The organism is Kosakonia beeri (genome assembly GCF_054165705.1).
The window spans coordinates 2553977-2572550 of record NZ_CM135106.1 but is presented as its reverse complement, the minus strand read 5'-3'; the positions used below and the strand labels follow the sequence as shown (position 1 = coordinate 2572550).

The 18574-nt window shown below is 53.9% G+C and carries 16 protein-coding genes; 10 read left to right on the top strand and 6 right to left on the bottom strand.

Annotation, left to right across the window (positions count from 1 at the left end):
- Positions 1 to 164 precede the first annotated feature (164 nt).
- The 4 genes from ACUY4S_RS12285 to ACUY4S_RS12270 all read left to right on the top strand — a co-directional run bounded on the left by ACUY4S_RS12285 (position 165) and on the right by ACUY4S_RS12270 (position 5101).
- A complete protein-coding gene (locus tag ACUY4S_RS12285; protein WP_458022721.1) occupies positions 165 to 1703 on the top strand; it encodes a methyl-accepting chemotaxis protein in 1539 nt (512 codons plus the stop codon).
- Positions 1704 to 1760: 57 nt separating this feature from the next.
- The gene (locus ACUY4S_RS12280; protein ID WP_312686387.1) at positions 1761 to 2840 is read left to right on the top strand and encodes a mannuronate-specific alginate lyase; all 1080 of its coding nucleotides are present in this window, start codon (positions 1761 to 1763) and stop codon (positions 2838 to 2840) included.
- Between the two features lie 232 nt (positions 2841 to 3072).
- Complete coding sequence (gene sra, locus ACUY4S_RS12275) at positions 3073 to 3210, top strand: stationary-phase-induced ribosome-associated protein (protein WP_458022722.1); 138 nt, start codon at positions 3073 to 3075, stop codon at positions 3208 to 3210.
- A gap of 187 nt (positions 3211 to 3397) precedes the next feature.
- Positions 3398 to 5101 carry an NAD-dependent malic enzyme gene (locus tag ACUY4S_RS12270; protein ID WP_312686390.1) on the top strand — a complete coding sequence of 568 codons (1704 nt, stop codon included), beginning with the start codon at positions 3398 to 3400 and terminating at the stop codon, positions 5099 to 5101.
- Between the two features lie 58 nt (positions 5102 to 5159).
- On the opposite strand, the gene ACUY4S_RS12265 is transcribed toward ACUY4S_RS12270, so the two are convergent.
- Positions 5160 to 5555 carry a winged helix-turn-helix transcriptional regulator gene (locus tag ACUY4S_RS12265; RefSeq protein ID WP_312686391.1) on the bottom strand — a complete coding sequence of 132 codons (396 nt, stop codon included), beginning with the start codon at positions 5553 to 5555 and terminating at the stop codon, positions 5160 to 5162.
- 98 nt (positions 5556 to 5653) lie between these two features.
- On the opposite strand from ACUY4S_RS12265, the gene ACUY4S_RS12260 reads away from it, so the two are divergent.
- The 3 genes from ACUY4S_RS12260 (at position 5654) to ACUY4S_RS12250 (ending at position 9338) form a co-directional block, all read left to right on the top strand.
- A complete protein-coding gene (locus ACUY4S_RS12260; protein WP_458022723.1) occupies positions 5654 to 6385 on the top strand; it encodes an SDR family NAD(P)-dependent oxidoreductase in 732 nt (243 codons plus the stop codon).
- Positions 6386 to 6721: 336 nt separating this feature from the next.
- Positions 6722 to 8434: an ABC-F family ATP-binding cassette domain-containing protein gene (locus tag ACUY4S_RS12255; protein WP_312686394.1), complete on the top strand. Its 1713-nt coding sequence runs from the start codon at positions 6722 to 6724 to the stop codon at positions 8432 to 8434.
- Positions 8435 to 8630: 196 nt separating this feature from the next.
- Complete coding sequence (locus ACUY4S_RS12250; protein WP_312686396.1) at positions 8631 to 9338, top strand: hypothetical protein; 708 nt, start codon at positions 8631 to 8633, stop codon at positions 9336 to 9338.
- Between the two features lie 46 nt (positions 9339 to 9384).
- Here the strand turns inward: ACUY4S_RS12250 and ACUY4S_RS12245 are convergent, their stop codons facing one another.
- Positions 9385 to 9987: an inorganic diphosphatase gene (locus tag ACUY4S_RS12245; RefSeq protein ID WP_312686398.1), complete on the bottom strand. Its 603-nt coding sequence runs from the start codon at positions 9985 to 9987 to the stop codon at positions 9385 to 9387.
- 278 nt (positions 9988 to 10265) lie between these two features.
- On the opposite strand from ACUY4S_RS12245, the gene adhP reads away from it, so the two are divergent.
- Together adhP and ACUY4S_RS12235 are read left to right on the top strand one after the other, a co-directional pair.
- Complete coding sequence (gene adhP / locus ACUY4S_RS12240) at positions 10266 to 11276, top strand: alcohol dehydrogenase AdhP (RefSeq protein WP_312686400.1); 1011 nt, start codon at positions 10266 to 10268, stop codon at positions 11274 to 11276.
- A gap of 62 nt (positions 11277 to 11338) precedes the next feature.
- On the top strand, positions 11339 to 11773 hold the full coding sequence (locus tag ACUY4S_RS12235; protein WP_458022725.1) for a VOC family protein: 435 nt from the start codon (positions 11339 to 11341) through the stop codon (positions 11771 to 11773).
- Between the two features lie 41 nt (positions 11774 to 11814).
- On the opposite strand, the gene araJ is transcribed toward ACUY4S_RS12235, so the two are convergent.
- Positions 11815 to 12984 carry an MFS transporter AraJ gene (gene araJ / locus ACUY4S_RS12230; RefSeq protein WP_458022726.1) on the bottom strand — a complete coding sequence of 390 codons (1170 nt, stop codon included), beginning with the start codon at positions 12982 to 12984 and terminating at the stop codon, positions 11815 to 11817.
- Between the two features lie 258 nt (positions 12985 to 13242).
- Between araJ and ACUY4S_RS12225 the strand changes: the two genes are divergently transcribed.
- Positions 13243 to 13695, top strand: a complete 453-nt coding sequence (locus tag ACUY4S_RS12225) for a GNAT family N-acetyltransferase (RefSeq protein WP_312686407.1) — start codon at positions 13243 to 13245, stop codon at positions 13693 to 13695.
- Between the two features lie 89 nt (positions 13696 to 13784).
- Here ACUY4S_RS12225 and fdnI read toward each other — a convergent pair whose 3' ends face one another.
- From fdnI to fdnG, 3 genes are read right to left on the bottom strand one after another with little or no spacing between them, the layout of a single operon-like run.
- Entirely contained in the window at positions 13785 to 14441 is a 657-nt protein-coding gene (gene fdnI, locus ACUY4S_RS12220) for a formate dehydrogenase-N subunit gamma (RefSeq protein WP_312686410.1), read from the bottom strand.
- Complete coding sequence (gene fdxH / locus ACUY4S_RS12215; protein ID WP_458022727.1) at positions 14434 to 15318, bottom strand: formate dehydrogenase subunit beta; 885 nt, start codon at positions 15316 to 15318, stop codon at positions 14434 to 14436. The genes fdnI and fdxH overlap by 8 nt, the downstream gene beginning before the upstream one ends.
- A 9-nt stretch (positions 15319 to 15327) precedes the next feature.
- Positions 15328 to 18375 carry a formate dehydrogenase-N subunit alpha gene (fdnG, locus tag ACUY4S_RS12210; protein WP_458022728.1) on the bottom strand — a complete coding sequence of 1016 codons (3048 nt, stop codon included), beginning with the start codon at positions 18373 to 18375 and terminating at the stop codon, positions 15328 to 15330.
- Between the last annotated feature and the right edge of the window lie 199 nt (positions 18376 to 18574).

Here is an 18574-nt window from a genome sequence, read left to right as displayed (position 1 = left end):
AGTCGTAAGCATGACTAAAAAAATATTTAACGTAGCTACTTTCCGTGGCCGATAAGTTTGTGGAGAATACGCAGGTAAAAACAAAAAAATTAACTGACCGGTAAATAATATTCTATTACTGCGTCAGCAAAACTCATTGAACGCGGTCCATCGTGGAGTTTTTCATGAAGTGCAACACTCCTGTTACACAAAAAGAGTTTTTGCTTAACGACGGTATGACGTTACTGTCGACAACAAATACACACAGTCATATTACGTATGCCAACACCGCTTTTATTGATGCCAGCGGATTTGCTGAAGATCAGTTAATGGGGGAAGCCCATAATATTATTCGTCATCCGGATATGCCGCCTGCGGCATTTGGCGATATGTGGTTCACCATCCAGCAAGGCGATAGCTGGACAGGAATGGTGAAAAACCGCCGGCAGAATGGCGATCATTACTGGGTTCGCGCCAACGTAACCCCTATTTATCAGCAGGGGCAACTGACCGGTTATATCTCGGTACGAAATATTCCACAGCGCGCTGAAATCGATGCCAGTGAAGCTCTTTATCAGCGAGTGAATGAGAATAAACTCAACAGCCATCGTTTTTATAAAGGGCTGGTAGTGCGGCGCGGTTTGTTTTCTTTTTTATCACTTTTTCAGCGTATTAATGTTTCAAAACGCATCCAGTTTGGTGCGGTAATAGCGGCCGCTTTACTGGTTGCGATGCAATTTGCTCCTTTTAATGCAGCAGAACGTGCCGGAGGTTCAGTTATTATTCTTGGGCTATTGTCTGTTTTTTTACAGAGCCAAATATCGCGACCGCTGAAAATAATTTTATCGCAAATGCAGAAAGTGGTGTCCGGCCGTAAGGCGGATTATCGCCATTTTAACCGTGTGGACGAGATTGGTTTATTGATGCGTCTGGTTAACCAGTCCGGGCTTAATCTCAGTTCGCTGGTGGATGATGTTTCAGCCCAGATTAACGGTATCCGCACGATTAGCGGACGGATCTCCAGCGAAGGAGACGCGTTGCGACAACGCACTGAAGAGATGTCTGCCGATCTTCACCAGACAGCGTCCGCCGTGGAAGAAATTGCCAGTGCGGTGCGGCAAACAGCAGAAACCGCCACCGAAGCGATGGCCCGGGCTGATGAAACCAGCGCCAGCGCGATGGACAGCGGCGATGTGATGAAGAAAACCATCTCGATGATGCAGGCGGTTTCCGCTGATAACAGTAAAATTGTCGACATTATTGGCGTTATCGACAGTATCGCCTTTCAGACCAATATTCTGGCGCTGAATGCCGCCGTAGAAGCGGCACGTGCGGGTGAATCAGGTCGGGGTTTTGCGGTGGTCGCCGCCGAAGTGCGTAACCTGGCGCAACACTCTGCCTCCGCCGCGCGTGAAATTCAGTCGCTGATTGAACACAACGTCGCGAATGTCAAAAACGGTGTGGAGATGGTCGCAACGACCGAAACGCACCTGACGGCAATGATCGACAGCGTGATCACCATGTCGACCATGATCAAAGAGATTGGCACCGCGACGCATGAACAGACGCAGGCGCTGGAGCTGATTAATCAGTCGGTTTCCCGCATTGGCGTCATGACACATAACAACACCGGGATGGTGGAACACGTGACCAGCGCGGCGGAAGATCTCTCTGAGCGCGCAGCTCGTCTGCATCGTGCTGTGCATGTTTTTGGTGGTAGCTGATCTTCGCTGACGCCATGCTATAGTCGTTTCCCCTTCCCCGTGGATGTAAGGCTAAGCATGGTTTTTCTCAGAGCAGTGCTGATCTTTCTTCTGTCGACGGCCGCGCAGGCCGCCGACAATCTGCACCCCCCCGCCGGTTTTATGCAACCGCCTGCCCATTCGGTTACGGCAGCCCCTACAGTGAAATGCCTGACCGTACCTGCGCCGTTTACGGGTACGCTCGATTTTCACAGCAAATATGAAGGCTCCGATAGCGCCCGTGCCACGCTTAACCCCGAAGCAGACGCTGCTTTTCGTCAGCAGACAAAACCCATCACTGAAATGGAAAGTGTCGTCAGCAAACAGGTCACCGCCTGGGCGCGCAGTGGCGATCCGCGTTATGTCGCCTGTGCCGTCGGGGCGCTGAATACATGGGCAACCGCCGGAGCGTTAACCGGCGAAGCGGCAAATCATACCGGAAAGTCAATGCGTAAATGGGCGCTGGCCAGTTTCTCTTCGGCCTGGCTGCAACTGGCATTTTCCCCGGCGAAACCCCTGACAGCCTACCCGGCAGAGCAGAAAGCCATTACCACCTGGTTAAGCCAGCTTGGCGATTTAACGGCAGCAGAGTGGCGTGATTTGCCGCTGAAACAGGTCAATAACCACAGTTACTGGGCTGCCTGGGCGCTGATGGCGACGGCGGTAGCGACGCAGCGCCAGGATCTGTTTGACCAGTCGCTTGCAATTTATCGCACCGCTATGCAGCAGGTGGATGCCGGGGGATTGTTGCCGAACGAATTACGCCGTCGTCAGCGGGCATTTTCGTACCACAATTATGCTATTCAGCCGCTAGTGATGATTGCCCTCTTTGCGCGGGCCAATGGCATAAACGTGATCGATGAAAACCACGGTGCCTTACAACGGCTGGGCGATACCCTTCTTGCGTCGCTGGACGATGACAGCCGCTATACGCAGCACACAGGTGTGGCGCAGGAAAGAAATTTTTTACAGCAACCGACGAATCTGGCCTGGCTGGAGGGGTGGTGCCAGCTTTACCCGTGTAGCGCCGCGGTGGAACAGCGCCTGGCCCCGCTGCGCCCGCTGCGTAATACGCGACTGGGTGGCGACATTACGCATTTGCTGGCCGTGGCGCCCTGAGTCAGTTGGGTGGTGGCGGATTTTACCGAAGCGTCCTGTGTTTGTTGTTGTAAGTAAACGAGATCACCGAGACTGTTCTTAAAAGCCGGCGTTGGGATTGCGCTTTGCGCCACAATGTCCGAGGATGATGAATCGGTATGTTTTTTATACCGCGCAATGATGAGATTGAATTTCGCCCGGCGCAGTTAACCGGGCTTGTCCTTGAAACATTGAACTGGATTAAGGAGTAAGCATGAAATCGAACCGTCAGGCACGTCATATCCTGGGACTGGATTACAAAGTGTCGAATACCCGCAAAGTGGTGACCAAAGGCAACCAGGAAGAAACGGTTGTGGCCCACCGTTCCGGGCGTCATCGCCGCGCTGAATAAGGTATCCTTCCCCGCCACTCCACCCGGAGTGGCGTTTTGTTTCATCCCCTCCTTGATAAAAATTCAATCAACGAATACTGCGAATAGGAAGTATTTGCTGAAGTGATGCTTTATACTTGCGCCCGCCGCAGTACCCCACCCGCGAAGCCACCCCACGCGGAGTGATCGTTGATAAAGGAGCTGTAAGATGAATGCAAAACATAATAAAAACCGATCGTTGTATATCCCCTATGCCGGACCCGTGTTGCTGGAGTTCCCCCTGCTGAACAAAGGCAGCGCCTTCAGCATGGAAGAGCGCAGCAGCTTTAACCTGCTGGGTCTGTTGCCAGAAGTGGTTGAAACCATTGAGGAGCAGGCAGAGCGGGCATGGTTGCAATATCAGGGTTTTAAAACCGATATCGATAAGCACATCTACCTGCGTAACATTCAGGATACCAATGAAACTCTGTTCTACCGGCTGGTGGATAACCATCTCGAAGAGATGATGCCGGTGATCTACACCCCCACCGTGGGCTGGGCGTGTGAACGTTTCTCGGATATTTACCGTCGCGCCCGCGGCGTGTTTATTTCGTGGCAGAACCGCGGCAGCATGGACGACATTCTGCAAAACGTCCCGAATCACAATATCAAAGTCATCGTCGTGACAGACGGCGAGCGCATTCTTGGCCTGGGCGACCAGGGGATCGGTGGGATGGGCATTCCCATCGGTAAACTTTCGCTTTACACCTCCTGCGGCGGGATCAGCCCGGCATACACGCTGCCCGTGGTGCTGGACGTCGGCACCAACAACCAGCAGTTAATCAACGATCCGTTGTATATGGGTTCGCGCCACCCGCGTATCACCGGCGACGACTACTACGCGTTTGTTGACGAATTTATTCAGGCGGTGAAACAGCGCTGGCCAGACGTGCTGCTGCAATTTGAAGATTTTGCGCAGAAAAACGCCATGCCGCTGCTTAACCGCTACCGCAATGAAATCTGCTCGTTCAATGATGATATTCAGGGAACGGCGGCCGTGACGGTGGGCACGCTGATTGCCGCCAGCCGTGCGGCAGGCAGCCAGTTAAGCCAGCAGAAAATTGTCTTCCTCGGGGCGGGTTCCGCCGGCTGCGGTATTGCCGAACAGATTATCGCCCAGACCCAGCGCGAAGGACTCAGCGAAGCCGATGCGCGGCAGAAAGTCTACATGGTTGACCGTTTTGGCCTGCTGACAGACGAGATGCCAAACCTGCTGCCGTTCCAGAGCAAACTGGTGCAGAAACGCGAAAACCTGCAAAACTGGGACAGCGGAACGCAGACCGAAGCCCTCTCCCTGCTGGATGTCGTGCGTAACGTGAAACCAGACATTTTGATTGGTGTCTCTGGTCAGGCGGGTCTGTTCACGGAAGAGATCATCCGCGAGATGCACAAACACTGCCCGCGTCCGATTGTGATGCCGTTGTCGAACCCGACCTCGCGTGTGGAAGCGACGCCGCAGGACATTATCAGTTGGACCGATGGTATGGCGCTGGTCGCGACCGGCAGCCCGTTTGCCCCGGTATTGTGGAAAGAGAAAACTTACCCGATTGCGCAGTGCAATAACGCCTATATCTTCCCTGGGATCGGCCTTGGCGTCATCTCTGCAGGCGCGTCGCGCATTACTGATGAGATGCTGATGGCCGCCAGTGAAACCCTGGCGGAATACTCTCCGCTGCTGCTCAATGGCGAAGGTCTGGTGTTACCGGAACTGAAAGATATTCAGAAAGTGTCGCGCGCTATCGCCTTCGCGGTAGGCAAAATGGCACAGGAGCAAGGCATTGCGGTAAAAACCTCTGCCGAAGCGCTGCAACAAGCCATTAATGACAACTTCTGGGAACCGCAGTACCGCAGCTATCGCCGTACCTCGATCTAACCTTTCGCTTTCACCCGGAGCCGCCGTGCTCCGGGTGTCCCCGTGTCTCTTCCCTTTGCTAAGCCGGATCCGTGACGTTTTCCTCATTTGCATGAGCAAGATCGTAAGCCGCCTGCGCCCTTTCCAGCGCCGGGCCATATTCCAGTGCCCAATCATTCAGCGCCATAAACGGTTGTTGTAGCGTTTGTGCCAGGGGAGTGATGCGGTACTCCACGCCCACCGGCGACGTGGGCAGCACTTCACGGTGCACCAGCCCGTTGCGCTCCAGCCGCTTTAGCGCATCTGCCAGCGCCTTGTGAGTAATGCCATCCAGCCGACGGCGGATTTCATTAAAACGGGCAGGTTCGCTGCACAGGACAGTCAGGATCATGATCGACCATTTATTGGTGATGTGTTCCAGTACCGGTCGGGTTTTTCCCACATCAATCAGGCTGTTACAGGTATTTTTCACCATAGCGATATACTCCGCGATATCAGGTATAAACAAAGTGCGTAATTGATATTAAGTATAAAATTTATATCATCTGTTTTCCACCTAACCGGAGAGAACAGATGAGCAGATTAGACAATAAAGTGGCCGTGGTGCTTGGCGGCGCAAAAGGCATTGGGCTGGCGATCAGCCAGCGTTTCGCCCGAGAAGGCGCGACAACCTGGTTTACCTCTCGCCGTGACGAGGAGTTACAAACTGCCAGTCGCACCCTTACCGGCACGGCAAAGCCACTGCGCGCCGATGTCAGCCAGCCAGGCGAACTGGCCCGTATTATGGCGACTGTCAAAGCAGAATCGGGTCACATTGATGTGCTGGTTATTAATGCCGGGATGTCGGAATACGCCACAATAGAAACCCTCAGCGAAACGCATTTTGATCAGACATTCGGCCTGAATGTCCGTTCGCCCGTGTTTGCTTTGCAGGCCGCACTGCCGTTGTTGCAGCCCGGCGCAAGCGTAGTGCTTATCGGATCGATAGCGGATACGATCGGTACGCCAGGATACGGTGTGTACGGTGCGAGTAAAGCCGCGCTGCGTTCATTTGCCCGGACCTGGACACGCGAGCTTTCTGGTCGCGGTATCCGTATCAACGTTGTCGCTCCCGGCCCCATTGATACCGACATGATGGCTGCTGTGTCAGATGAGGTTCGCGACGCAATCACCCGTGATATTCCGCTGCACCGAATGGGTAAGCCCGACGAAGTTGCCAACGCCGCACTCTTTCTGGCGAGCGATGAGAGCAGTTACATTGCAGGCGCCGAGATTTGCGTGGATGGCGGAATGACCCAGGTCTGACCGTGCGGGGCTTCTTCAACAGCCATCCCTGGGTGGCTGTTTTCTCGACTTTTTACGCTGTGCGCCGTTCTGCTCCACTGGCAAATCATTCATTTACTCGCTAAACTCCTTTCACCTATAAACTTACTGAATATATAAGGAGGTTAACTATGCTGTATTGTGAATTGTTCGACTATTCACATGCCTTTGGCGATCGTGCCAGCTCAAGCGTTATCGGTTTCGTGCTGCGATAACTTCGGCTTGAGCGAAGACATACATCCCTTCCCTTGGGCTTACCGGGTTATCGTCAGCGAGATTTGACGAGGCATTAACATGCCTGTAACTCTTGAGTAAGCAATGAGCACATTACTTTCTGCACAATCACTCCGTATTGAAACGGCATTCGGGCCGTTATTTTCCGATCTCAATTTCACGCTGCGTAAAGGCGACCGCCTTGGGCTGATTGGCGACAATGGCTGTGGCAAAAGTACGTTACTAAAAGTGCTGGACGGTTCGCTGTCTCCACTCTCCGGTACGGTCACGGTGGCGCACCACTGTTTGTTGGCACGCGTTGAACAACACCTGCCCGCTGAACTGCTGTCGATGACGTTGCTGGAGGCGGTGATGGCGCAAATCCCGCCATCGGAACGGCTGAGTCAGTACTGGCGCGGCGAGGCGTTGCTGGCCAGTATGGGATTACGTGACGACGAAATTGCCCTGACGGCGGCGACGCTGAGCGGCGGTCAACATACGCGGCTGTTACTGGCGCGGGCATTGATCCGTGAACCGGATCTGCTGTTGCTGGATGAACCGGGTAACCATCTCGATCTCCCCACACTGCTGTGGCTGGAGCAGTTCTTACAGCGCTGGCCCGGGAGCTTTGTGATGGTATCGCACGATGCCTCGCTGCTGGATGCCGTCACCAACGGCAGTTGGATCCTGCGCGACCATACCCTGCATCACTTCGCCTTACCTTGCAGCGCTGCGCGTCATGCGCTGGCCGAGCGGGATGAGAGCGATGCGCTGCGCCATAAAGCTGAGCAAAAAGAGATCGACCGGGTCACGGCCAGTGCCAAACGGCTGGCGACCTGGGGGCGTGTGTACGACAACGAGGACCTGGCGCGTAAAGCCAAACAGATGGAAAAACAGGTTGAGCGACTGAAGGAGGATCAGACCGAACTGACTGCCGGCAGTCGCTGGAAACTGGCCCTGCACGGTGAAGCACTGGTGGCGGACCGTTTGCTGGAAATGAACGCACTGGCCGTTGCGCCTGCCGTGGGGTTGCCTCCCCTGTTCACGGTTCCCCTTGCCCGCCTGAAAAGCGGCGATCGGGTTGCTGTGGTCGGGCGAAACGGGTGTGGGAAATCTTCATTGCTGCGCCTGATTTGGCAGGCCTGCCAACAGCAAAGCGACGACGCCCTGCGGCTGCATCCGCGTTTACAGGCTGGCTATTACGACCAGACGCTGCACCAGCTGCCGGACGACGCCACACTGTTCGACGCGCTGGAGCCGTTTGCCCCGGCACCGGACGATCGCAAAATGGCGTTGATCAGTGCCGGTTTTGCGTGGGCGCGGCACGGGCAACGGGTAGCGACCCTTAGCGGCGGTGAGCGCTCTCGGCTGCTGTTTGTTGGCCTCTCGCTGGCGCGTTTTAACCTGCTGATGCTGGATGAACCGACCAACCATCTGGATATGGCGGGCAAAGAGGCGCTGGCGCAAACGCTGCAACAGTTCAGCGGTGCAGTGTTGCTGGTGAGCCACGATCGGCAGTTAATCAACCAAAGCTGCAACCGCTTCTGGCTGGTTGAACACGGGGAACTGCAGGAGTGGCATGACATTGAAGCCGTGTATGCACGGCTGCGGGAGAGCATTCCTGCCGCTGGGCAACAGGCCACACAGCCTGCCAGCACCTGCGAGACAGTGACCGACGATGCCGATCTGCTGCTGGCGCGGCTTATTGAACTGGAAACGCGTTTAGCGGAAGACCTGCAACGTAAGCCAAAGCATCAGAAACCGGGGTTACAGGCGCAGTGGCGTGAAGAAATTGTCCATATTCACTCACTGTTGTAACCCAATACGGAAATAACCAAAGACAGGCGCTTTCGGGCGTCTGTCTTTTATCATAGGTCGTCCATCCGATATTTATTCTGCCTTGTCTTAAAGTGTTTTGTTACCCTTTATTTTGCCTGTCCTCTGAAAGTTTTGGCGTTATATTTTATGGCGAACGCGATTTAATGATCTCACCTCTGCCATTCAGGAGTTAATTATGTGTAAAGATAACGACAGCAATAAAATAATTACCGTCAAAAAGAAATGGGTTATTCAGGAAGATCCGGCTATTCTCAAACAACAAGGCCCACTGTATAAGTATTTTTCTTCTTTTTGCATCGCCTTGCTAAAAAGCAAATATACGCATTATGCTGCGGTGAACGACATGGAAGAATTTGTGAAAATCTGGCGCCCCATCGCGATAAATATGGGGGTAATTGAAGAAAATATCGATGTTGCTAAAGCACTCGAGATTCAACGTGATCTGGCGGTTATGGAACAGGAGTGGCCAACCTATAAACGTGCCGTGGCCAGTGAACTGTTTCGTGGTGATTCGCTGACTATTGCAGAGAGTTATCCGTGGCTGGATAGCTTTATCGCTAACGGCCATACGACGGTCACCTGTGTACAGGTGGACCAGGAAATCACATCGCCGATTATTATGTCGACCTCAACCGATCCTGCAATGGGATATGCAAAAGAGAAGCCGGTGTTATGGCACTTTGATCTCGACACGGACCACCGTGGCGTTGAAATGGGGTTATATTTGTCTGAGAAAGAGGTCACTTTTCCACTGTATAACCGGATTTGGATCTCATCACTGATATATTTGCCAGAGGGGCATGCTTATCAGGATAATGCCAATAAGTTTGGTGTCCAACATCGCTATATTATTAAAGCGAAAATGTTGCCACCTGCAAAATAATACTATTCTGTAAATTGCCCGGTGCCAGGCAACGCCGGGCAAAATATTACGGTTGTGGGTTTTTCGCTTTCCACGCTTCCCAGGCTGCTTTGATCTCTTTTTTTGCTGCTTCGGCGTCATTAAAACCGTTCAATTCTACTTTCTTACGCCCATCCGGCAATTGCTTATAAACACGGAAGAAGGCTTCCAGGCGTTGCTGCTCGATTTTTGGCAAGTCGGCAAGGGTTTTAATGTCGTCGTATGTCGGGTCAATTTTACTGGCCGGAACGGCAACAATTTTGTCATCGGTTTCTCCGCCATCAATCATTTTCAGCACGCCAATGGGGCGCAGTTTGATTAATGTGCCCGGTGCCAGTGGCGCACGGGTGTAGAAAACCACATCCAGGGGATCGCCATCGCCCGCCAGAGACTGGGTTAGCGAACCGTAGTTCGCCGGGTACGCCACCGGCATCGACTGGAAACGATCCGCAATAATAAAGCCGGTTTTTGCATCAGTTTCATATTTAATAATGCCACCAGCCGGGATCTCGGTGACGGCGTAGAACTCTTCCGGGTTATTTTCGGGCTGCGGAAATTCGAGGATGTTGTCTGCTTGTACAGACGCCGACAGAAGAATACTGACGGCGAGGAGTTTATTCACCAGATGCATTGTTAATCACTCTTTTGTTGAGATAAAACCACAATCTGGCGATGGATGATGACAACAGTATGACAATTGTGTACAGATGTTTATAACCACATTAACATTATGGTTACTCAATTTTTACCCCTACCTGATTTAGCAGCCGCAGACAAAAACTATTTCATAATGTTGCCCTGGGCTTGAAAAAGTATCCTAAAGTATTAATTCTAAAGTGGTATATAACGGATGAAGCCAGACGCCACACCCGGTTCTCAGTTCTTTGCCTCATATTAAAGGAGATTGCTATGAAGGCTGCTGTAGTAACAAAAGATCACCAGGTTGAAGTTACCGAAAGAACATTACGCCCGCTGAAACATGGCGAAGCGCTGCTGAAAATGGAGTGCTGCGGGGTCTGTCATACCGACCTGCATGTGAAGAACGGTGATTTTGGCGATAAGACCGGCGTGATCCTCGGTCACGAAGGGATTGGCATTGTGACAGAAGTTGCCCCCGGCGTGACGTCGTTAAAAGTGGGCGACCGCGCATCGGTGGCGTGGTTTTTCCAGGGATGCGGCCATTGCGAATACTGTAACAGCGGTAATGAAACCCTGTGCCGCGAGGTGATCAATGCCGGGTATACCGCCGATGGTGGCATGGCAGAAGCGTGTATCGTGACCGCTGATTATGCTGTGAAAGTGCCGGATGGGCTGGATTCCGCAGCCGCCAGCAGTATTACCTGTGCAGGCGTCACCACCTATAAAGCGGTGAAAGTGTCGCAGATAAAGCCGGGTCAGTGGGTGGCTATTTATGGTCTTGGTGGTCTGGGCAACCTGGCGCTGCAATATGCCAAAAACGTTTTTAACGCCAAAGTGATCGCCATTGACGTGAACGATGAGCAACTGAAGCTTGCCGCCAGTATGGGGGCGGATCTGACGATTAACTCGCGCACGGAAGATGCGGCAAAAGTGGTGCAGGAAAAAACCGGCGGTGCGCATGCGGCGGTGGTAACGGCGGTAGCAAAAGCCGCGTTTAACTCTGCCGTTGATGCTGTGCGTGCCGGTGGGCGTGTGGTGGCGGTCGGTCTGCCGCCAGAAGCCATGAGCCTCGATATTCCGCGCCTGGTCCTGGATGGTATTCAGGTGGTGGGCTCGCTGGTCGGTACGCGTATGGATCTGGCCGAAGCTTTCCAGTTTGCCGCCGAGGGCAAAGTGGTGCCGAAAGTGGCGCTGCGCCCGCTGGAAGACATCAATGCTATTTTTAAAGAGATGGAACAAGGCCAAATTCGTGGCCGTATGGTGATTGATTTGCGTCATTAATTACCGGATAGTGCATTCAGGACGGGGGCCAGCGGCCCCCTTTTTCGGTTATGGAGGAGCATATGGCAACGACGATCCCCGGTCTTGACGTTCTGTTTATTGCGGGCTTTGGGCCGATCCCGCACAGCGTTGATGAGAGTCAGAATTTTTATCAGCAGGCGCTGGGTCTGCCGTTGAAACCCATGGAAGGCAACAGCGATTATCTGGTCGCCGATCATGATGCGCTGGATGGCGCAAAGCACTTTGCGCTGTGGCCCTTGCACCAGGCCGCGGAGTCCTGCTTTGGCGCAGCAAAATGGCCCGCGACACACCCGGTGCCGCAAGGGTGGATCGAGTTTGAAGTAGCCGACCTTGCCACCGCCACCGAGGTACTGTTGCAAAAAGGCTATCAGCTACTGGTCGCTAATCGTCTTGAGCCATGGGGGCAGAGCATCACCCGCCTGCTCAGCCCGGAGGGACTGCTGGTCGGTTTATCTGTCACGCCCTGGTTGCGATAAACGCCTGGCCGGATAATGCAACATTACCCGGCCAGGTATTGTTATTCAGTCACCGCCTGTAACGGACGTTTTGTTTTAGATTGCCCGTAGAGCAATAACGCCACCATCGCGCCGGATGACAGTAATGCCGCCGGTAAGGTGAGATAGCTGTACGTGAAACCAAAAGCGATGATCAACCCACCGAACCATGCCCCTACCGCATTGCCCAGATTAAAGGCCATTTGACCGCCAGCGGCTCCTAACATTTCGCCGCCTTTGGCGTTTTGCAGCAGCATAATTTGCAGCGGCGCAGACACGGCAAATAAGCCTGCGCAGCAGAGGAAGCCCATTCCCAGCGCGGCCAGCTTGTGTTCGCCGCCGACAAACAGTGCCAGCATCGCCAGGACCACCATCACTTCCGTGACAATGGCAATGCGCAGCGGGCTGAAGTTCACTGACAGCTTGCCGCTGAACATATTACCCAGCACCATCCCCAGCCCCATCAGCATCATCACCCATGTCATGCTGGCCTCTGAAAAACCGGAAACATTCACCATAAAGGGTTTGATATAGCTGAACCAGGCGAATACCCCGGCATTGCCTAACATCGTGGCGGCAAAAATCAGCCAGGGTTCGGGTTTTTGCAGGAAGTGGAACTGTTCACGAAGGTGCGTCGGCGCAGTGTCGTACAACGTGGGCACCCAGAACAGCACCGACACCATCACCAACACGTCAAACAGCGAGATGAGACAGAACGTATAGCGCCAGTTGAAAGCGTGACCCAGCCAGGTACCCACCGGGATGCCCACCAGGTTGGCCACCGTCATTCCGGCGATCATGCCTGCTACGGCGATGGTGACTTTACCCGGCGTCGCGATTTTAGACAGAATTATCGCGCCCACGCCAAAAATGGCCCCATGCGGGAAGCCAGAAATAAAACGCGCGGCAAGCAGCATCGGGTAGGAAGTGGAGAAGGTGAACATCGCATTACCAATTACGCAGAGCGCCACCAGAAACAGCAGCGTTTTCTTAAGCGAAAAACGGCCCGAGAAGATCGCAATAATGGGCGCGCCAATCACCACGCCAAAAGCATAAAAGGAGATTAAATGCCCGGCAGAAGGAATAGAGATGCCGACATTGTTGGCGAGTTCGGTGAGCACACCCATAATACCGAACTCCGCCATACCCAGACCAAAGGTCGCAAGTGCCAACGAAAAAACCGTTTTTTTCATACCACAGACCACTTGTTAATACATTGCGGCAGGCATTATTGTCCATTCACGCCAGGCAGACCAGATGAAATCGCCCGTCTGGCATATTAATCCATGATTTCAGACCGGCTATTACATACGTGCGCCAGAGGTTGCGCTTATTCTTCATTGGAAACGTTGCCGTGGCGCAGCACCGTTCAATAGCGTGAAAGAAACCCTGCCAACGATCTGCCGCCAGGCTATGCTGAAACTGTTCCCAACTCTTTTGAGCAGACCTGTATGCATACGCTTCGTGTTGAACGACTGTCATCCGTTACCGACTCGCTGGCCGCCGATTTAACCCGCTTGCTGGCCGAACTTTCACCCAGCGCGCCGACGCTGACGGTCGAGGATTTTCAACGTATTTTTGCCGCTGATTCAGTACATCTCTTTGTCGCCTGGGATGAAGGCATTCCGGCCGGAATGCTGACGCTGGTTTGTGCGACCTTGTTATCGGGCAAAAAATGCATGATTGAAGATGTGATTGTTGGCCGTGAATTCCGTCGCCGGGGTATTGCCACCGCGCTGTTACGCTCCGCCCTCTCCTTCGCCTGTATTTATGCCGCCCGCCACATTGACCTGACCTCCCGCTCTGAGCGTGAAGAGGCCCATGCGCTGTACCATAAATTCGGTTTTATTGAGCGACAAACGCATGTTTACCGGCTGACGTTGTTAAACAAACCCCTTATCTGATGTGGAGTAGCATTGCATGGTGCTGCCGGGTGTTATGAGCGGCTATTTTGGCAAGCCGCTCCGAACTGGGGTTCGGAGCGGGTATCAGGTTACTTTATCCCTTCGGTGCTCTCTTTTTTGGCTTCCAGACGTTCAACATCACGGTACCAGCGTGGGTGATGTTTCTGCGCCCAGCGACGGCTGACTTTACCTTCCACCATGCCTTTAATTGATCCTTTAACCCAGAACGCCATATACATATGAATAAGAATGGCGTGGATCAAGATAATGGCAGAGGTCGCGTGCAGCAGCAGGCTGTAGCGAATGACCTGAATCGGAAAATAGGCGGCGAAATAAGGACGCCAGATAATCACCCCGGTCACCATCAGTACAAAAATCATGCTCATAATGGTCCAAAACATCATCTTCTGACCGGCGTTATATTTACCGACTTTCGCAACTTTATGTTCATTGCCTTTCAAGACTTCAACAATGTTTTTCAGCCACGGCAGATCTTTTTTGTCCGGGATGTTGTGGTGAACAAAGCGCACGAACATAAACATCAGCGCGACAAACACCGCGACGCCAAAGAACGGGTGCAAAATACGCCCCATTTGCGGCGTGCCGAAGGTTTCTGTTAACCACTGCAAGGTGGGAAAGAAAAATGAAATGCCCGATAGTGCGACGAGAAAAAAGCCGATCACCACCGTCCAGTGACAGGCGCGGTCAATAAACTGGGTGCGCACAATCATTTTCGACTTATTCATGATGATCCTCCTCGTCATCGTCCACTTCTTTATTCGGCCCGATGCCAATGTAGTGATAAATCAGCCCGGCAAAGGTGGCGATAAAACCGGCCGCCGATAACGGTTTCAGGACACCTTTCCATAACCCGACCGCCGTATCGATGTGCGGATCCTGGGGCAAATTATGGTAAAGCTGAGGCTGATCGGCATGGTGCAGCACATACATCACATGTGTACCGCCCACCCCCTGCGGGTTGTAGATCCCGGCATGGGGATAGCCGCGCGCTTTCAATTTTTCCACCCGTTGTTGCCCCAGTTCCAGCATTTCATCCCTGGTGCCAAAGTGAATGGCGCCAGTCGGGCAGGTTTTCACACAGGCCGGCTCCTGGCCAACGCTTACACGATCGACGCAGAGGGTGCATTTATAGACCCGGTTGTCCTCTTTATTGAGACGCGGCACGTTAAACGGGCACCCGGCAATGCAATAGCCGCAGCCGATGCAGTTCTCCTGCTGGAAATCGACAATGCCGTTCGCGTACTGAATAATCGCCCCGGCGGATGGGCATGCTTTCAGGCAGCCCGGCTCCGCGCAGTGCATGCAGCCATCTTTGCGGATCAGCCACTCCAGCCTGCCGTTCTGCTCGGTTTCGCTAAAACGCATCACCGTCCAGGATTTGGCGCTCAGATCGGCGGGGTTGTCATAAACCCCGACACAATGGCCAACGTCATCACGGATATCGTTCCACTCGGAGCACGCCACCTGGCAGGCTTTGCAGCCCACGCAGGTGGAGACATCGATCAGTTTGGCGACTTCTGCTTTATGATCGCGCACGCCCGGCGGTGGCGTCACCGGATGGGTCGCGGAGCGTTTAATAATGTCCTGCGTTTCCATAGCCATACTCGCTCCTTACGCCTTCTCTATATTGACTAAAAACGCTTTGTATTCTGGCGTTTGCGAGTTCGCATCGCCCACGTTTGGTGTCAGGGTATTGGCGATATACCCCTTCTGCGCGACGCCTTCAAAGCCCCAGTGCAGCGGGATCCCGATGGTTTCGACCTGCTGACCGTGTACCTGCAACGGGCGCAAACGGCGTGTCACTACCGCCACCGCGCGAATAAACCCGCGCTTGCTGCTCACCGTCACGCTATCGCCATTGGCGATACCTTTGGCCGCCGCCAGCGTTTCGCTGATCTCCACAAATTGCTGCGGTTGGGCAATGGCATTCAGACGGGCGTGTTTGGTCCAGGTATGGAAATGTTCCGTCAGACGGTAGGTCGTGCCGACATACGGGAACTGATCTTTTTTTCCCATCCGTTTGGCATCTTCCGCGTACAGGCGCACCACCGGGCTGGACACCACATTTGGGTGCAGCGGGTTGGTGCCGAGCGGGGTTTCCATCGGCTCGTAGTGCTCAGGGAAAGGCCCTTCGGCCAGTTTATCGAGCGCAAACAGACGCCCCAGCCCCTCCTGCTGCATGATAAACGGCCCGGTATTGCTTCCCGGCGGCGCAGTGTTGAAGTCCGGAATGTCGTTACCACTCCACCGGGTGCCATTCCACTGGATCAGCATCCGTCTGGCGTCCCAGGGTTTCCCCTGCGGGTCGGCAGAGGCGCGGTTGTAGAGCACTCGACGGTTCATCGGCCAGGCCCATGCCCACCCCAGCGTGTTGCCAAGGCCAGACGGATCGGCGTTATCGCGGTTGGCCATTTGATTGCCCTGCTCTGTCCAGCTACCGCTGTAGATCCAGCATGAAGAGGCCGTCGTGCCATCGTCGCGCAGCAGTGCAAAGCTATTAAGCAGCTGCCCTTTTTTCGCCAGAAGCTGACCATTTGCATCGTAAAGGTCGGTCAGCGCATAACCGTTGTTCTCTTTTGCCACTTCTTCGGAATGCGGATTATGTGGCTGGCTGTAATTCCACGACATGTTCAGTAATGGCTCTGCACCCTTGCCACCCTCCTGGCGATACATTTCGCGCAGGCGATGGTAAATCCCGGCGAGGATCTCCCCATCGTTCAGCGCCTCACCTGGCGCATCCTGGCCTTTCCAGTGCCACTGCAACCAGCGCCCGGAGTTGGCAATAGATCCCTCTTCTTCGGCAAAACACGTGGACGGCAGGCGGAACACTTCAGTGGCGATAGTGGCGGGATCGACATCATTCATCTCGCCGTGGTTCTGCCAGAAAGTGGAGGTTTCAGTCACTAACGGATCGATCACCACCATAAACTTAAGCTTGCTCAGGGTGCTGACCACACGGTTCTTATCCGGGAACGAGGCCACCGGATTGAAGCCCTGGCAGAGATAACCGTTGACGTCCCCTTTGTCCATCATATTGAAGTACTTGATGACGTCGTAAGACTGATCCCATTTCGGCAGCCAGTCGAAGCCCCAGTCGTTCTCTTTCTGCGCGGCATCGCCATAGAAGGACTTCATCAGGCTGACAAAGAACTTCGGATAGTTGCTCCAGTAGTTCACCTGGTCTGGCAGCATCGCTTTCGGCGTATTCGCCGCCAGGTATTGTTGCAGATTGGTCTGTTTTTCCGACGGCAGCGTCAGGTAGCCCGGCAAACTGGTGGACAGCAGCCCCAGATCGGTCAGCCCCTGAATATTGGAGTGGCCGCGCAATGCATTCACCCCGCCACCTGCCATGCCCATATTGCCAAGGAGCAGCTGGATCATTGCCATGGTGCGGATGTTCTGCGCACCCACGGTGTGTTGTGTCCAGCCAAGGGCATACAGGAATGTGGTTGTGCGGTCTGCGGCGCTGGTCGAGGCCAGTACCTGGCACACCTTGAGGAAGTCCGCCTGCGGTGTGCCGCAGATGTTTTCCACCGTGTGTGGCGTATAACGCGCGACATGCTGTTTCAGTAAATTCCACACACAGCGCGGGTCGCTTAACGTTTCATCACGTTTGGCATAACCGTTCTCATCAAACTGGTAGTTCCAGGACGATTTGTCGTACTGGCGCTTTTGGGCATCGTAGCCGCTGAACAAGCCGTCTTCAAAGGTAAAGTCGTCCCGCACCAGCAGGCTGGCGTTGGTGTAGTGTTTGACGTATTCCGCGTTGATCTGGTTATTTTCGATCAGGTAACGCAGCACGCCGGAGAGGAAAGTAATATCCGTCCCGGAACGTATTGGCGCATAGATATCGGCTACCGATGCCGTACGCGTAAAGCGTGGATCGACGACAATCAGCGTCGCGTCATTGTTATTTTTGGCTTCCATCGCCCAGCGGAAACCGACCGGGTGGGCTTCAGCGGCGTTGCCGCCCATCACCATCACCACGTTGGCGTTTTTGATATCAACCCAGTGGTTGGTCATCGCACCGCGACCAAATGTTGGAGCAAGACTTGCTACCGTTGGTCCGTGTCAGACACGCGCCTGGTTATCCACCGCCAGCATGCCGAGAGAGCGCACAAATTTTTGCGTCAGCATGCCGGTTTCGTTACTGGCCGCCGACGCGCAAAGCATGCCGGTAGAGAGCCAGCGGTTAACGGGAACCCCTGCCGCATTGGTTTCGACAAAGTGCGCATCGCGATCGTCCTTCAGCAGGCGGGCGATGCGGCTGAATGCCTCGTCCCAGCTAAGGCGCTGCCATTTATCCGAACCTGGCGCGCGGTATTCCGGGTAACGCAGGCGGTTTTCACTGTGGACATAATCGAGCAGGCCCGCGCCTTTCGGGCACAGCGCGCCGCGGCTGACCGGATGATCCGCATCCCCTTCGATATGGTAAATCGCTGCTTTGGCGTTTTTTGCGCCATCGCCCAGGCTGTACATTAAGAGTCCGCAGCCCACGGAGCAGTATGTGCAGGAGTTCCGAGTCTCTTTGGCGCGCAGTAATTTATAATTTCGCGCCTGAGCCAGTGCCATTTTCGGGGCAAACCCTAATGCGGCAACGGTGGTTCCGGCCATACCGCCCGCGCAGATACGGAAAAATTGTCTGCGACTGACGTTCATGTTTTTCCTCGTTATTAAGTAACTTCGGCCGGGAAATTAAACATTCCACAGAGGGGATGAATTGCGGTAAATCAATAACGCCGGGGGGCTGATACCTAATAGTCCGGGCTGGCGACTTTTATTGATCCTTTATAGGTAGGCAAAAAGCGGCTTTATTCGCCCGCATGTAACCGACTGTGTTATAAGGGCAACTTTATGA

Coding starts and splice junctions, on each gene's coding strand:
- ACUY4S_RS12265 (WP_312686391.1), bottom strand. CDS start 5,555: ATGGTGAAAAATACCTGTAACAGCCTGATTGATGTGGGAAAAACCCGA.
- fdnI (WP_312686410.1), bottom strand. CDS start 14,441: ATGAATAAGTCGAAAATGATTGTGCGCACCCAGTTTATTGACCGCGCC.
- ACUY4S_RS12235 (WP_458022725.1), top strand. CDS start 11,339: ATGGCAACGACGATCCCCGGTCTTGACGTTCTGTTTATTGCGGGCTTT.
- sra (WP_458022722.1), top strand. CDS start 3,073: ATGAAATCGAACCGTCAGGCACGTCATATCCTGGGACTGGATTACAAA.
- ACUY4S_RS12250 (WP_312686396.1), top strand. CDS start 8,631: ATGTGTAAAGATAACGACAGCAATAAAATAATTACCGTCAAAAAGAAA.
- ACUY4S_RS12280 (WP_312686387.1), top strand. CDS start 1,761: ATGGTTTTTCTCAGAGCAGTGCTGATCTTTCTTCTGTCGACGGCCGCG.
- ACUY4S_RS12270 (WP_312686390.1), top strand. CDS start 3,398: ATGAATGCAAAACATAATAAAAACCGATCGTTGTATATCCCCTATGCC.
- ACUY4S_RS12260 (WP_458022723.1), top strand. CDS start 5,654: ATGAGCAGATTAGACAATAAAGTGGCCGTGGTGCTTGGCGGCGCAAAA.
- ACUY4S_RS12255 (WP_312686394.1), top strand. CDS start 6,722: ATGAGCACATTACTTTCTGCACAATCACTCCGTATTGAAACGGCATTC.
- ACUY4S_RS12245 (WP_312686398.1), bottom strand. CDS start 9,987: ATGCATCTGGTGAATAAACTCCTCGCCGTCAGTATTCTTCTGTCGGCG.
- adhP (WP_312686400.1), top strand. CDS start 10,266: ATGAAGGCTGCTGTAGTAACAAAAGATCACCAGGTTGAAGTTACCGAA.
- ACUY4S_RS12285 (WP_458022721.1), top strand. CDS start 165: ATGAAGTGCAACACTCCTGTTACACAAAAAGAGTTTTTGCTTAACGAC.
- ACUY4S_RS12225 (WP_312686407.1), top strand. CDS start 13,243: ATGCATACGCTTCGTGTTGAACGACTGTCATCCGTTACCGACTCGCTG.
- fdxH (WP_458022727.1), bottom strand. CDS start 15,318: ATGGCTATGGAAACGCAGGACATTATTAAACGCTCCGCGACCCATCCG.
- araJ (WP_458022726.1), bottom strand. CDS start 12,984: ATGAAAAAAACGGTTTTTTCGTTGGCACTTGCGACCTTTGGTCTGGGT.